General features: G+C 40.7%; 14 protein-coding genes. 12 read left to right on the forward strand and 2 right to left on the reverse strand.

The features are described from left to right. Positions 1-16: 16 nt before the first annotated feature. Both FC093_RS08995 and FC093_RS09000 read right to left on the reverse strand, forming a co-directional pair. The gene (locus FC093_RS08995) at positions 17-1801 is read right to left on the reverse strand and encodes a tetratricopeptide repeat-containing sensor histidine kinase (RefSeq protein WP_137261441.1); all 1785 of its coding nucleotides are present in this window, start codon (positions 1799-1801) and stop codon (positions 17-19) included. 641 nt (positions 1802-2442) lie between these two features. Continuing rightward, the gene (locus FC093_RS09000) at positions 2443-3285 is read right to left on the reverse strand and encodes a hypothetical protein (RefSeq protein ID WP_137261442.1); all 843 of its coding nucleotides are present in this window, start codon (positions 3283-3285) and stop codon (positions 2443-2445) included. A 504-nt stretch (positions 3286-3789) separates the two neighbouring features. Between FC093_RS09000 and FC093_RS09005 the strand changes: the two genes are divergently transcribed. The 12 genes from FC093_RS09005 to FC093_RS09060 all read left to right on the forward strand — a co-directional run bounded on the left by FC093_RS09005 (position 3790) and on the right by FC093_RS09060 (position 15713). Then, positions 3790-5640, forward strand: coding sequence for a 2-oxoacid:acceptor oxidoreductase subunit alpha (locus FC093_RS09005; protein ID WP_137261443.1), 1851 nt, complete (start codon positions 3790-3792; stop codon positions 5638-5640). A gap of 134 nt (positions 5641-5774) precedes the next feature. Beyond that, positions 5775-6104: an MmcQ/YjbR family DNA-binding protein gene (locus tag FC093_RS09010; RefSeq protein WP_137261444.1), complete on the forward strand. Its 330-nt coding sequence runs from the start codon at positions 5775-5777 to the stop codon at positions 6102-6104. A gap of 96 nt (positions 6105-6200) precedes the next feature. Then, entirely contained in the window at positions 6201-7481 is a 1281-nt protein-coding gene (gene glyA, locus FC093_RS09015) for a serine hydroxymethyltransferase (protein WP_137261445.1), read from the forward strand. A 197-nt stretch (positions 7482-7678) separates the two neighbouring features. After that, a complete protein-coding gene (locus FC093_RS09020) occupies positions 7679-8233 on the forward strand; it encodes an RNA polymerase sigma factor (RefSeq protein WP_137261446.1) in 555 nt (184 codons plus the stop codon). After that, the gene (locus FC093_RS09025) at positions 8226-9716 is read left to right on the forward strand and encodes a hypothetical protein (RefSeq protein WP_137261447.1); all 1491 of its coding nucleotides are present in this window, start codon (positions 8226-8228) and stop codon (positions 9714-9716) included. The genes FC093_RS09020 and FC093_RS09025 overlap by 8 nt, the downstream gene beginning before the upstream one ends. Positions 9717-9766: 50 nt before the next feature. Next, a complete protein-coding gene (locus FC093_RS09030; RefSeq protein ID WP_137261448.1) occupies positions 9767-10993 on the forward strand; it encodes an LVIVD repeat-containing protein in 1227 nt (408 codons plus the stop codon). Between the two features lie 82 nt (positions 10994-11075). Next, entirely contained in the window at positions 11076-11552 is a 477-nt protein-coding gene (locus FC093_RS09035) for a hypothetical protein (protein ID WP_137261449.1), read from the forward strand. 251 nt (positions 11553-11803) lie between these two features. Continuing rightward, on the forward strand, positions 11804-12205 hold the full coding sequence (locus FC093_RS09040; protein ID WP_137261450.1) for a hypothetical protein: 402 nt from the start codon (positions 11804-11806) through the stop codon (positions 12203-12205). A gap of 5 nt (positions 12206-12210) precedes the next feature. Next, a complete protein-coding gene (locus tag FC093_RS09045; RefSeq protein WP_170971036.1) occupies positions 12211-12435 on the forward strand; it encodes an AtpZ/AtpI family protein in 225 nt (74 codons plus the stop codon). Beyond that, a complete protein-coding gene (locus FC093_RS09050) occupies positions 12422-12832 on the forward strand; it encodes a hypothetical protein (RefSeq protein ID WP_137261452.1) in 411 nt (136 codons plus the stop codon). Before FC093_RS09045 ends, FC093_RS09050 begins: the two co-directional genes overlap by 14 nt. Then, the gene (locus FC093_RS09055) at positions 12819-13457 is read left to right on the forward strand and encodes a SprT-like domain-containing protein (RefSeq protein WP_137261453.1); all 639 of its coding nucleotides are present in this window, start codon (positions 12819-12821) and stop codon (positions 13455-13457) included. Before FC093_RS09050 ends, FC093_RS09055 begins: the two co-directional genes overlap by 14 nt. A gap of 699 nt (positions 13458-14156) precedes the next feature. Then, entirely contained in the window at positions 14157-15713 is a 1557-nt protein-coding gene (locus tag FC093_RS09060; RefSeq protein ID WP_137261454.1) for a trypsin-like peptidase domain-containing protein, read from the forward strand. The last annotated feature ends 333 nt before the right edge of the window (positions 15714-16046 follow it).

The following is a 16046-nucleotide window of genomic DNA, read 5'->3' on the forward strand; positions in this document are numbered from 1 at the left end:
TAAAACAATGCAGTATTCAGGCACTCACCTTTTTGTGTGATACACTTTGTAACGGGATATGTATTTGTATCAGTGTTCCTTCATTTTGCTGCCACTCAATACTTCCATTAAGCTCTTTTACTCTTTGTTTTAAATTGTTCAAACCAAAATGGTGTACGCTGTTTCCATTCTCGTAAAAGCCAATTCCATTGTCCCGAATATTAATACAAATACCTTCTTCTAAACTTATCTGAACAATCACCTGAGAAGCTTTGCTATGTTTGATGATATTGTGCACACATTCTTTCACTATCAAAAAAATGTTTCTTCTTTCATTACCAGCAATATATACCTCCGGAATGTCAGCAGGCATATCAATACAGCAGGCAATACCTACATCATCCAGCGCCTTTACAATATACTGCCGTATATAAGCCAGCATACTTTGCAGGTTATCGTTGTTTACATTCAACGCCCAAACTATTTCATTTATTTTTTGCACCAGGTCTTTACTGGAATCTGAAATTTTGCTAAGCTGTGTTTCAATATTACTATTGTCCTGTTTTTCTTTTATCATTTCGCTTAGCAGCCTTATAGTAGAAAGCCCGCTGCCAAGATCATCGTGCAATTCTGATGAAATACGATAACGTTCTGTTTCTATGGCTTGCTTCTTTGTAAGGTCGGCCTGCTGCCGCTCAAACTCTAATTGTAACGTTCTCTTTTGCAGAATATTTTTGATAATGAAATAGGCGGCAATGAAAGCAAGAATCAATATGCTTATGAATGCTATATTCAATTTTATATGGGTAGCAACAGCTAATTGTTGTAAATGATTTTGCTGTTGTAATTCAGTTATCTCTCTTTGCTTTTTTTCAGCTTTATACTTTTCAGTTATTTCTTTCAGTTTTTCAGGATTAAGGGTGTTATATGTTTCTATGGTTTGATTAAAAAAATCATCTAAATATTTAATAGCACTGTCTTTATTATTCAGGTTTATATAACTGCTCACCAGCAAATGATAGCGGATGCTATTCTGTGCATCAAAATAGGAAGTCTGTTTATCCAACTCATGGGCCTGCTTCAGAATTTGTATAGCTTTTGAATATTGTTTTTTACGGTAATAACAGTCGGCAAGCAGGTTGAGTTGTAATCCATTCCAAAAAGTTCGTATTGATTCTGAATTACCAATATTTTTTGTATGCGCTATCAGCCATATATTTTTATGTAATAAATCAATAGCAGAATCCAGTTTATTGTCATGCATCAGAATATGAATGTGCTTGTCATTGGCCCCCACCATGTTAAACGTATCTTTTGAGATAAGGATTACTTTTTCCGCATCGTCCAAATACTTTAAAAGCTTAGCGGTGTCTTTGTATAAGCCATACATATAAGCCAATCCTCCTAAAGCATTACCTTGTAAAGTGTAGTTGTTGGTACGTTTATAATAAGCAAGCGCCTTTTTGTAATAAGTAGCAGTAAGGTGCGAATCAATAGCAGTATTAAAATCTCCTAACTGTAGTTGTATAAAATAATATGTTGCTGAGTCGCCGGCTTTCAAACTGTTTGCCTCGGCTTTCTCTGCATATAGAACAGCAGAATCCCTGTAAGTAGAGTATAAGAAATAGTTGTACATGCCGCCATAAATTGCCGAGAGACTTTGATAATCTTTTTGCCTTTCTTTTTGCAGAATAATCCGATTTAAAGAATCCCGGTTTATACGGTCGAGTGGCAGTGGTGTAATTTCTTTTTGGGCAAACGCCTGAGCTATGCTACAGGAAGCTATTAACAAAATACATTTATATAGTCTCCAACTTAGCATACGGCGCAGAATGGTTTTTTGTGATGCATTTTATAAATACAATACCTCTTAATGAAGCTGTATGATCTTGACATCTCTGTTCTGTAGCTATCGGATATTTCCCGCTGTTTACGCCTTTTTAGGTTGCTAAAATTGCTGCCCTGAGGATAATGCAAGCATAAAACTGGTTATGAATACTAATCGCAAAAAGAATAATTCCAAAAGAAAACCTTGTGCACAACACTGGATACTTTAAAGCAATTTACTACTTTTTATAATGAACTTGTAGTACAAATTTTCATGCACCTTTTACTGCTTTACAAAGGCACAAACAGCAATGGATTATAGCACTGTTTTTATATTGATGATTGAAATATTAGTGCAGCAAAAACCTGATAAATTACACTTTGTATATAATGCAAAAGACGCTGAGCCTGTGATTCCGGCTTTTATGAACTGATCTTATTAAAGCCACCGTAGGCGGGAGAATGAAAATTTATAATTCTATATGATTTACAATTGTCAGGATGCTAACATATTGACTCTTGTTTTATAACTAAAAGCAGCAATGCTCAGGGCAATATACCCGAGCATTGCTGCTTTACAAACAATCCCACTTAAAAACCTTTATTTACTCATTCAATAGTTAACGTATGTATGCTTTAGGGCTTAGGAGCTTCCGGCGAGCTTTGCAAAAATACAGGCCATACGCCCGGTAAAGGTACGCTTACGCCTAAGGTTTTACCTCTTACCAGCGAGTCTGCTCCAAAATAATACATTGGCCATCCTTTGTAGGTGAACTGTGTTTTTCCGTAAACATCAATAGTAGCAAAATCAGCTTTCGACAAAAGGGAAGGTACATTTTGTACAGCTGTTCCTTCAAATATTGGCCAAACGCTATTGTTGCTAAAGTCGGGCTTGGTAAATTTGTTTACATTAAAGCTGTCCGGCGAAAACGCATACAGCGTTCTTCCCCAGTCATCTGTTATATAAGTTGTGGGCGAGTTGCCGGGTGTTGAAGTACTATCATAGCTCACGCCATCTTTGCCCACCAACTGTGTTTTAGCCAGCATAAACGTATAATCGGGTTTGGCTACAAACCATACATCACCCACCTTATCGCCGTTTATATCGCCCGGGTTGGCATCTCCTGCAAAGTAATATAAAGGCCAGCCTTTATATGTTGTTTGCTTTTGTCCGTCGCTACGTGTGATAGTGCCAAAGTCGGAGGCTGTTAACCCGCTTGCCAGGCGCAGGCTGTCTTTATAAAATATAGGCCAATTGGTAACACAGCCACCACTGCAGCCCGAGTTGCCATCGGCATCTATGGAAAAGAAATACAGCGTTTTGCCAAGGCTATCCGTTAAGACATTGCCAAAGCTTGTAGTGGAAGACAGAAGCACATTGTTCTCCACTACCGGCGGAGCGGGAGGGTTGTTATCTTTTGAACACGCTGCTATCAGCAGCAGCAGTAAAAGACAGTAAATAGTTGTTGCTTTTTTCATAATAATTGTTTTGAGTAATGCGTAAACAAAAGGGTTTCCATCGTACTTATCATCCTGCATCAGCTTTAGCAAAGACAATGCATTGGTATATAGTAGTTGCGCTGCTTATCAATTGGCTGATAATGCCACCAAAAAACAGGATAATTTTGTGTTATTTGTTATTCAGCAACATAGCCGCCAGCATAGCTATGGTTACTGAACAAATTGTTGCATAGCAAGCTTGCTAATGCAGTTTGTTTGTTACCTGATATAAATACGCGGAGGGAAGGAAAGCGTTGCCTTGCAGAAAAGTATTTTATATAAAAAGTAAAAGATAATAGAAGCAGCATAAATGTTTTTGCCTTACAGTGTAATAAATAGCACACCAGTCGGTGATAATGTATTCATCAGAAACTGTCACAATGCAATTTGTCTTCCCTTATTATTCATCATACTCCCACAATTTTCCCTATTTAACTACTCTCTTCATCCGCTATGCCGTAATTTTGCACGATTTAATAAAAAATGACAACAGCACAAGAAACCGTCCTGCAGGACGTAGTAATAAAATTTGCCGGCGACAGCGGCGACGGCATGCAATTGACAGGCACACAGTTTACCAACAACACCGCATTGCTGGGTATTGACATTGCCACTTTTCCCGATTTTCCCGCCGAGATACGTGCACCATTAGGCACGGTGCCAGGGGTGAGCGGCTTTCAGATACATTTTTCCAGCGACCGCGTATATACGCCCGGCGATATGTGCGATGTATTGGTAGCAATGAATGCCGCATCTATTAAAGTGAATATTAAAAGCCTCAAACCCGGCGGCAAACTCATTGCCAATACCGATGGTTTTGATGCAAAAAACCTGCGTCTCGCCAATTATACCGATGGTGTTAACCCCCTGGAAGACGGCAGCCTGCACAATTACGAGGTCATTAAAATAGATGTAACCAAACTTACCCGCGAATCACTAAAAGATTTTCCGGAGTTGGGCATCAAAGAAAAAGACCGCGCCAAAAACATGTTTGTGCTTGGTTTTATCTATTGGATGTATAACCGCACCCTCGACAGTACGATTAATTTCCTTACTGAGAAATTTGGTAAAAACGAATACATTCTGCAAAGCAACATTAAAGTATTGCAGGCAGGCTACAACTACGGCGATACTACCGAAACCTTTACCACCCGCTACCGTGTAGAAAAGGCTAAATTGCCAACCGGTAAATACCGCAGCATTATGGGCAACCAGGCGCTCGCAATGGGTTTGGTGGCCGCAACGGTAAAAAGCGGGCTGCCTATGTTTCTCGGCACATACCCTATTACACCTGCTTCCGATATACTGCATGAGTTAAGCAAACACAAAGCATTTGGCATCCGTACCTTCCAGGCAGAGGATGAAATTGCCGGCATCAGCGCAGCTATTGGTGCTGCTTATGGCGGCAGCATTGGTGTAACTACTACCTCCGGTCCGGGAATGGCATTGAAAACCGAAGCGATGGGACTGGCAGTGATGCTGGAAATTCCATTAATTATCATTAATGTGCAACGTGGCGGACCGTCAACGGGTTTGCCTACCAAAACAGAACAAAGCGATTTGCTGCAAGCATATTACGGCAGGAATGGTGAATGCCCGATGCCGGTAATTGCATCGGCAACCCCCAGTGATTGTTTTGACGTGGTGTACGAAGCGGTGCGCATTGCCGTAGAACACATGACGCCTGTGATTATGCTCAGCGATGGCTATATTGCCAATGGCAGCGAGCCGTGGAAGTTTCCGCAGAGCGAAGATTTACAGCCAATGGAGGTGAAATTTAAAACCGGGCTGAGTGATGATGAAATTAAATTCCAGCCTTACTTGAGAGACGAGAAATTAGTTCGTCCGTGGGCGGTGCCCGGTACACCCGGATTGGAGCACCGTATTGGTGGCATTGAAAAACAGAATATCACCGGTAATGTAAGTTACGACCCCGAAAACCACCAGTTAATGGTGAAATTGCGCCAGGCAAAAGTGGATAAAATTGCAGAATACATTCCAGACCAGACTTTAGATAGTGGCCCTGCAAAAGGTAAAGTATTGGTGCTGGGCTGGGGTAGTACCTATGGTTCTATTAAAAGTGCAGTGCTGGAATTGCAGCAGCAAGGTCATGCCGTGAGCCACGCGCATATCCGCTACCTGCGTCCGTTCCCGAAAAACTTAGGCAACATACTGAGGAATTTTGATGCCGTATTAATACCCGAACTGAACAATGGTCAGCTTATCAAAATCATTCGCGACCAATACCTGGTAGATGCGAAAGGATACAACAAGATTATGGGGGTGCCAATCATGAAATCGGAATTGGTTGAAGAAATTAAAAAATATCTGTAACACGAATTATTCCAACTACGAATTGCACGAATCTATTTTAACACGAATGGTACAGATAAACAGGATAAAGTATTTTATGTACTAAACATGCGTGTAATTCGCAATATTTGTGCTTACTAAAATTGGTGCAATAAATGGACATAGAGACACTTCGTACTTACGCTTTGCAACTGCCGGGTGTGGAAGAGACGCTTCCCTTTGGACCGGATAATCTGGTGTTTAAAGTAAAGGGCAAAATGTTCCTGCTTTTACCTTTAGATACAGTTCCGGTACAATTCAATGTTAAATGCAACCCCGATGAAGCCATTGAATTGCGCGAGCAATATCCACATTCCATTTTACCAGGTTATCACATGAATAAAAAACATTGGAATACAGTGATTGTGGATGGTACATTAACTACACAACAGCTTCTTCAATTTATCCATAATTCCTACCATTTAGTTGCAGGAGGAAAGAAATAATAGCACTCGCCTGCCTGCTGACAAGCCATGCATGTTTCATTAATCCCGCGTGCTATTACATTCATTCACCTACTTTTGCAGCAAATTTCAAGTTGCATGCAAAGAGATACGCAGATTTTCAACATTATTCATAAGGAATTAGAGCGTCAGCGCCATGGCATCGAGCTGATAGCCTCTGAAAACTTTACCTCCCTGCAGGTAATGCAGGCAATGGGCAGTGTATTAACCAACAAATATGCAGAAGGCTATCCCGGTCGTCGCTACTATGGCGGTTGCGAATTTGTAGATCAAAGTGAGCAGTTGGCCATTGACCGTTTAAAACAAATTTTCAATATTGAATATGCTAATGTGCAGCCGCATAGCGGTGCACAGGCCAATGCAGCCGTAGCTTTAGCCGTGTTGCAGCCAGGCGATACTACACTTGGCTTAGACCTTAGTATGGGCGGGCACCTTACGCATGGCTCACCGGTAAACTACAGCGGTAAGTTGTACAATGCACAATTTTACGGCGTTACCCAAGAGGGGGTAGTGGACTACGATATGCTGGAAAGAAAAGCACGAGAATTGAAGCCGAAGTTGATTTACTGCGGCGCCAGTGCGTATAGCCGCGATTGGGATTATGTCCGCATCCGCAAAGTAGCCGATGAAGTGGGCGCACTCATAATGGCCGACATTGCACACCCGGCCGGGTTGATTGCCAAAGGCTTGTTGGCTTCGCCGTTTGACCATTGTCACATAGTAACCTCCACTACGCACAAAACCTTGCGTGGTCCGCGTGGCGGCATTATTATGATAAAGAAAGATTTTGAAAATCCTTTCGGCATTAAGGACAATAAAGGCAATATCCAGATGATGAGCAAACTCATTGACCTGGCTGTTTTTCCCGGTACACAAGGCGGCCCATTGGAGCATGTTATTGCTGCTAAAGCCGTTGCTTTTGGGGAAATATTGAGCGAAGATTTTACCGCGTATGCACAGCAGATTGTAAAGAATGCCCAGGCAATGGCGAAGGCTTTTGTAGCAAAGGGCTATAATTTAATAAGTGGTGGCACAGACAATCACTTAATGCTGATAGATTTAAGAAATAAAAATATAAGTGGTAAAAAGGCAGAAGCAGTACTTGTAGCTGCAGATATAACTACCAACAAAAACATGGTGCCTTTTGATGATAAAAGCGCATTTGTAACGTCGGGCATACGCATTGGTGTGCCAGCAGTTACTACACGTGGCATGCAGGAAGAGCACATGCAGTTTGTGGTAGATAATATAGATAAAGTATTGATGAACGCCGATGATACCGCATTAATAGAAAAGGTGCGGGGAGAGGTGAATGCATTTATGAAGCAGTTCCCACTGTACCCTGAATTAGGTCAATAAATATTGCTTTTTATAAGAGAAGCACACGCTATAGCGTGTGCTTTTTTGTTTTATGTTATAAACTGCAGTACTGCTATATAGCTACTAACATATTGCCTTTTCAGGCTTAGAAAAAACCTGCAAAAAATTATATAAAAATTATTTTCATTTCCAATGCAACGCGCTGCTCTTTTTTTGCATCAACACCAAAGCACTGCATGAATACACACACATTGGTAAAAGCCTGCCTCAAAGGCAACGAACAGGCGCAGAAGCAGCTCTACGATGCTTTTGCAGGCCAGATGATGGGTGTTTGCTACCGTTTTACAAAATCAACAGAAGATGCGGAGGATGTATTGCAGGAAGGCTTTATAAAAGTGTTTACCAATTTGGCACAATACAAAGGCGATGGTGAACTGGCTGCATGGATAAGGAAGATTATGGTCAATACCGCATTAGCGTATTTGAAGAAAAATAAGCATTATAGCAATGAGTTACTGATAAAAGAAGACCACATGCATGTTGTGAGCGATGATCATCCTGAAATAAATGTGCATGTAAAGGAACTGATTGAGATGATACGACAGTTGCCGGTAGGGTATCAAACTATCTTCAATATGCACGCTATTGAAGGGTATTCGCATATGGAAATCGGGCAGTTGCTCGGCGTTAGCGAAAGCACCAGTCGCTCGCAATATATGCGTGCAAGAAACCAGTTGATAACCTGGCTGCAAAAGCAACCGGGAGAATTTAAAAAAACGTCTTATGCCTGAACACAACTTTGAACAGCAGGCACGTGATATGGCAAATGGCTTTGAAATGAAGCCACAGTCCAAAGTATGGCAAAACGTGCGCAATGCAATACAGCAGCCACAGCGCAAGAGAAGATTTGTACTGTGGTGGTGGTTGCTGCCTTTAGCTTTAATTGGCGGAGGTGTAACGTGGTATAAATTATCTAAAGCGCATAACGAAATAGCAATAGCAAAAGCTATTCATCAAGCTAATAGTGATAAAAACACAACGCCTGCAAAACAACAGAATAATAGGCAACAAACAGGTGTGAGCAGCGGATTAAAAAAAGAGGATAGTACTACATTATTGTTATCAGAAAATAACAATTTAGCCTCTAAGCAATCAACAGAAACAAAAGCATTTAAAAAGATTGAAAAGAAGAAAAATAGTAGCTTTAACGCAACGGATAAAAGAACGATAGCACGCAATAAAACAGACGAACAAGCAAATATGGTTGGCAACGAATTAGATCGAAACAGTATAACATTTTCAATAGTTGCTAATGATAAAAACAATCATGCAAGTGATAGTACAATCGCTTTAATGAATACATTGCAACCACATAGAGATAGTTTGCAAATCATGTCCTTATTAAAGGATTCTGCCTTTCCAATCAAATCAGTACCATCCAAAAAATTTGCTGTTAAAAATGCAGGTTCAATTAGCATCAATATATCAGATTCAGCAGGTAATGGTAAATCATCTGGTACCAAAAAAGCTACGTCAAAACTGCATTGGGGTGTGATAGCTGAAGGCGGCATTGCCACCAGAAAATCATCCGTGTTGTCATTTGCCGGATTTGAAAAAAGTAGTAATACCACTACTTTCCCCAGTGCCAATGACGCTGGTTCCGGTTCAGCGGGATCACCTGGCAGCAGGGCATTTCATTATAACAGCCAAATACAACCCGGCGCTGCATTTCGTATAGGTGTAGCATTGCAAAAAAAGATAAATAACAGCATAGACGTATTTGCAGACGCTGCTTATCACTACCAGTCTTACAAAGTATCAACTACCGCTTACCGGGATAGTCTTGTGCTCAACAATTTATCTGCTTCGGTAGCAGGCAATTACAAGACTACGCAAGCCTTTCATTTTACTTCCCTGTTTGCAGGTATTAACTGGCATTTTATCAACACAAAACATATACAATTTGGTATAAGTGCCGGTGCCGACAATTTATTTTTAATTGCAGCCAACCAAAAGCTTCACAGCGTTAGTGGCAGCAACTTTTCCTCCAGTGTTACAATACGAATAAGTGATAGTGCTTTTACAAAAGGCAATTTTTATCAGTACCAACCCAGCTTATTTGCAGGTGTTTTATTCACTATAAAAAAGGGCAATCAGCAACTGCAGTTGATACCTTTTACACGCAGCAGCATCCGCTCATTTGATAAATACGCCATTAGTGACAACAAACATCTGTTTTCGGCTGGCTTGCGGGCTGTATATTTTTTTAAATAACACTGCAACGTTTTGTTTCAAATTGTTATCAAACCATAAAACTTTTTGTTATGAAATACTGTTTAACGCTTGTATTGCTAAGCCTTGTGAGCATCTGCTTGTATAGCTGTTTAAAAGACTCCACTACTAAAAGATATGTTTACTTTAAGCCGGTGTATAAAACCAAAGAAGAAGTAAGAGCTAATATGAAAAGCGGTGCAGCACAAGACATTAAAAGCCCGGGAAAGTTGTTTGTAAGAGATAATTATATCTTCTTGAATGAAGTGGATAAAGGCGTGCATATTATTGACTACAGCAACCCTTCCAGCCCAAAAAATATTGCTTTCATTGCTATTCCCGGCAACGAAGATATTGCGGTGCAGGGCAATTATTTGTTTGCCGATCAATACTCCGATTTAGTAACTTTTGATATCTCCAATCCGCTTGATGCAAAGCTGGTGGATACGGATGCGGGTGCTTTTCCCGAACGCTATTATTCTCCCGATGCCAACCAGATTATTGTAGATTGGATAAAAGTAGATACCACTGTAAATGGCACCGATAATAGCTGGTGGCAAAGAGAGTACATAGCAGTTGACTTTATGTCTGCTGCACCAAAGGCTGCTACGCCGGCACAGGCAGGTATTGGCGGTTCAATGGCACGTTTTACGCTAATGAACAACCGCTTATATACAGTAGATAACCACAGTTTAAAGGTATTTAATATTGAGAACAATGCCAATCCTTCGTTTGTACAAAGTGTAAGTGCCGGTTTTGACATTGAAACCATTTATCCGTTCGAAAATCAATTGTTCATCGGCTCGCAGGAAGGCATGTATATCTTTAATGTAGATGATCCGGACGCACCATATAGTGTTGGCACTTTTTCGCATGCCCAGGCCTGCGACCCGGTGATTGCCGATGATAGCTTTGCATACGTAACCCTGCGTTCGGGCAATACTTGTAATAATATAACAGAGAATGAATTGCATGTGCTGGATGTAACGCATCCGGAAAATGCTACCTTACTGAAATCGTATCCTTTCACCAATCCGCATGGGCTGGCAAAAGATGGTAGTACATTATTTATCTGTGATGGAAAAGATGGTTTGAAATTGTTGAATGCTGCAGATCCATTAAACATTACATCTATTATAACAATTGGCGGACTTGAAACATATGATGTAATCGCACTCAATAATACAGCTATTGTATCTGCCAAAGAGGGCTTGTATTTGGTAAATTATACCAATCCTGCGAGTGCGCAAATTGTAGGAAAACTCACCATCAATCACTGATATGCGACACCTTATTTTGTTGCTTTGCATAAGTATAAGCTGCATTACAAATGCGCAAAGAAAGATTAGTTACACCGGGAGTATGGAGGGCGGGATATTAAAAGGAGACAGACCGGCAAGCAGTTTTGTATTCACCACGCAAGGCATTGCTTATAACCAATATACCTTTGGAGTAGGCACTGGTTTCGATTTTTATCCTTTTCGTTCGTTGCCTTTGTTTGTGGATGTAAAAAGAAAGTTTTCTGATAAGAAAATACAACCTTTTATACAGGCAGCAGCGGGCATAAACTTTACAAACACGCGCAGCAGTGATGCAAAAGAATGGTATCAGTATGCTGGCGGACACTTTAACAATGGTTTCTTTGCAAAAGGCGGGTGCGGATTGCTATTAAGGGCACAAAAACAATTAAAATTTGCCTTATCTGCCGGCTATAGTTATAAAACTACTTCTTTTACATACGCGCCTTTTACCGGTACGCCCTGGGCATGGCAAATGCAACCACTAAAAGATATATATCATTACAACCGCTGGTATATAGGTGTAGGTATTTTGTGGTAATAGTTTTTGGTTACATTCTCAATAATACTAAATTTCCTTTCACAGCAGAATGGTAGGGATAAAAAGCTTTCGCAGCGTAAAAAAGTTCTGCGAAGGCTCAATTGATGCTCGTTCTCCGCAGTAAAAAATAACACAGGTATTCTCCACCACAGAATACCTGTTTCTATTTTGGTACGTTTATCAATTTAAATAAGACATTTGCAAATAAATAGGTAATTAGCGTGCATATTGCACACTGTAATGATTGGTATATGGAGAAAACCGAAGAAAACAGCACCTTTAAAAGATTAAGAAACCGCTACCGGCTGGTAGTTATGAACGATGATACCTACGAAGAAGTCGTTACATTCAAGCTTAGCCGCATGAGTGTGTATATTGGATTGTGCACCATATTCGTGCTGCTGGTTGGGCTCACGGTTATGTTGTTTATTTTAACGCCATTAAAGTATTATATACCCGGCGAAGGTGCTTCCAGACAAAATAAAATAGAACTGCAGGCATTGAAAATGAGAACCGACTCACTGGAGCAGGCCATCAAATATAAAGACCAGTACCTCAACAGTATCCGGCAGGTGCTCACCGGAAATGCCGGCATACCACCCAGAGATACTACCATGCTTAAAGTGCCAAAAGCCGATATATCGAATGACTGATGAGTATGGAGAAAAAGCCTAAAAATAACAAACTGCTGACGCAATATCTTTCTTTTGCATGGCAGCTTATTGCAGGTATAGCCATATTTGTGTATCTGGGCATGCTTGCTGATGAATGGATTAAGACAAAAACTCCTTTACTGATTTGGGTTTTTCCGCTGCTGGTCATTATAGGCATGATGATAAAAGTAATACGCGATACGACAAATAAAAAAGATGACGAAGCTTAAACTTAATAATACGTACCTGCCACTGATTTTTATTTTTGTTTCGGTCAATGCGCTATGCGTTATATTCAATGATAAACTGGATGCTTACCACATCAATCATTTGGTAGTACAAGGTGCCAATCTGCTGCTTTTTGTATTGATGACTATAAGTGCTTATCTGCATTTTAAAGCCCTGCGCAGCAGCAACCCGCACGCTTTTTTGCGCAGTGTGCTGAGTGCTACAGTCATCAAGCTGTTTGTGATTGCGGGTGCTACGTTTATTTATTTGTTTGCTGCCGGTGAGCAGCGCAGTGTATATGCCGTGCTGGTGGGTATGGTGTTATATATAATTTATACAGCAGTAGAATTGCGTGGATTATTCAGGATGAATAAGCAGAATAACAATGTCAAAAGTTGAGCAACCGATGCATGCCCTGGCAGCCTTTCTGCCCGATAATACTTATCCTTATGTAGCCGAATACCTGCACCGCTACAAAGTGCACCTTACGGTAGCAAAAGCACGCAGTAGCGTATTGGGCGATTATCGTAATGCCTACAAAGACAAACATCACCGCATATCAGTAAACGGCAATTTAAACAAATATGCGTTCCTCATTACCTTGCTGCACGAGCTTGCGCACCTGCTTACTTTTGAGCAATACAAACATACTGTAGCTGCCCACGGCAAAGAATGGAAGCAAACGTATAGTAACCTTTTAGCCGTGTTTTTGCAACATAATATTTTTCCTGCAGACATCCGGCAGGCGCTGCTGCAATCTTTACAAAATCCCGCTGCCAGCAGTTGTGCCGAAGTACATTTAACGCGCATATTAGCCAACTACGATGAGCGCAAACCTGGTGTTTTCCTGTTGGAGCAACTGCCCCAACATACATTGTTTACTACCAAAGACGGCCGGCAGTTTACCAAAGGCAACAAACTGCGCAAGCGCTACCGCTGCCAGGAGGTGCGAACCGGCATTGTGTACTTATTCAGTCCTGTTTATGAAGTGATGGTGGAGGATAATAGCAGCACGATGGATTAGGTATTGTTATCTCATATTTTAGCAAGGAGTTAGAAAACACATCACGATGTTTTTTCTTTTTTATGCAACGAGCTTATGAATATCAATGGAGCTTCCAAGCGAGTACGCGAGTTAAACAGTAAAGGCGCTAAAAAGCCGGGAGATTTTAATTGACCATTTCAGATAAGTGGCAGGATATACCAGGTTCTAAATTCTCTGCTCGCAGCTCTTATTTTTAATAAGATAATCTAATGGTAGCAAGTATTGCATCTCCATTATTGTATTAATCATAAAATTTAAAAAGCAGGTTTAAATAAATGATTAAATAGTGCAACAACATAGGGGATTAGGTACATCTAAATAAACAGTGGGGAAAGGGAGTGGCAATAATATAAGTAAATGGTAAAAGATGTGGAATAAAAAAGTGCTGATAGTGCAGGCTTGTTGATACCTTGCATGAAGATTGTTATTACAAAAAGTTGAGTTCTTTTATTTGACAGTTTTGCATGATTATCAATTGACAACAACTGCAAAATGGTGTAGTTTTCTTGCAATTATGTCAGCTTCTACGAGGAGCTTCGTCAAACATTTGTTAATTGGAATTTCGCTATAACTATTCAATTAAGCAGATTTGTTTATTTGCTATGGAAAGGAATACAATTTGCTTTACTAATTGCATCAACTCCGTTTATTAATTTTATAAAAAATAAAAAAGAACAAATGAAACTCAAAAATCTATTATTGGTGGTGCTGATAAGTGCAGCCACGGCTGTTTTGAGTGTGTGGGGATACAGCAAATATATGGAAACCCAATACAGCGGTGTTCAGGAAATCAACGGCAAATTGCCTGTAAATTATGCAGGTTTTTTTGGTAATAATACACCGGTGAGCACAGTTGACTTTACGGCTGCTGCTTCTTCTGCAACGCCTGCAGTCGTTCATATTAAAACACGCACCAAGGCACGACAGGTAACCAACAACCTACCGCAGCAGCGCAATCCATTCTCCGATTTTTTTGGCGATGACGATCCGTTTGGCGGTTTCTTTAGCGGCCCGCGCGTTCAAACTATTCCCGAGCAGCGTGCCAGCGGTAGCGGTGCGCTCATTAGCGATGATGGTTATATTGTAACTAACAACCATGTGGTAGAAGGTGCCGATGAGGTAAATGTAACACTCGCCAACAAAAAATCTTACAAAGCTACTGTGATTGGCACCGACCCCAGCACTGACCTTGCTGTAATAAAGATTGATGGTAAAGCGCTGCCTTACCTGGTGTATGGCAACAGCGACGATGTAAAACTTGGACAATGGGTGCTTGCTATCGGGTATCCGCTTACACTGGATGTAACTGTTACGGCAGGTATCGTAAGTGCCAAGGCACGTTCTATCGGCATCAATAAAAGCAAGAGTGCAGTAGAATCATTTATTCAAACCGATGCTGCAGTTAACCCCGGCAACAGTGGTGGGCCGCTGGTAAATACTGCCGGCGAGCTGGTTGGCATCAACTCGGCTATTGCATCTCCAACAGGTTCGTATGCAGGTTATTCTTATGCTATTCCTGTGAATATTGTGCGTAAGACCGTTAACGATTTGATTAAGTACGGCGCTGTACAGAGGGGTTATCTTGGTATCTCTTATGTACCCGATAACTTAACCGATATGCAAAAGAAATCTATGGGTGTTCCTGAAGGGAATGGTATATATGTAAGTGGTGTTGCCGAAGATGGCGCTGCTATCCAGGGTGGTATTAAGAAAGGTGATTTTATTACTAAAATCAATGGCGTTGCTATTGGCAGCAGCGCAGAGTTACAGGAACAACTTTCACGCTACAAACCGGGCGATAAACTGAGTGTTACTTATACCAGAGGTGGTACTGAAAATACAACCTCAGTAACGCTTAAAAATAAAGCAGGTACTTACGCCCAGGTACAGGCAGCCAGTGTGCTGGATAAATTAGGGGGCGATCTTGCAACCGTAGATGCCTCTACTGCTAAACGCAATGGTATTGATGGTGGTGTACAGATTAAAAAGCTGGGTAATGGTGCACTTAAGAACAGCCGCATTCAGGAAGGCTTTATTATAACCAGTATAAATGGCCAGCCGGTAAAAACATTGGATGATTTGAAATCAATTTTAGCTAATGCAACCGGCAATGTAAAGTTGGAAGGTATCTACCCGGGTTATGAAGAAACTTATGGTTATCCTTTAAATCTTAGTGATGATAATGGCTATGGCGATGACAATGGCGGTAATGATAACGGTGATGATGGACAATAATTTTTAAAGGGGATTATACGCACAAAAATAAAAAGGCGGTTACTGATGAAGTAACCGCCTTTTTATTTTTGTGATAAGATTGAAATGCTGTTTTAAGCGTTAATAGCAAAATAATTTTGCAAAAGATACAACGCATGCTTTTAACTGGAGGCAGTATTCCTGGTTATATGATGACCAAGAAATAAAGAACGAAACTGCGGATAGCCCATACCGAATGGGTATGCCCTAACCATTCATCATACAATTGAGAACACTACGTAACTGTAAAACGGGTATTTGGTAATTAGCCGGCTTAGAAAAATTATCTCTTTCAATAAACCAACACCTGTTTTT

Source organism: Ilyomonas limi (assembly GCF_005233845.1).
GTDB classification, from domain to species: Bacteria; Bacteroidota; Bacteroidia; order Chitinophagales; family Chitinophagaceae; genus Ilyomonas; species Ilyomonas limi.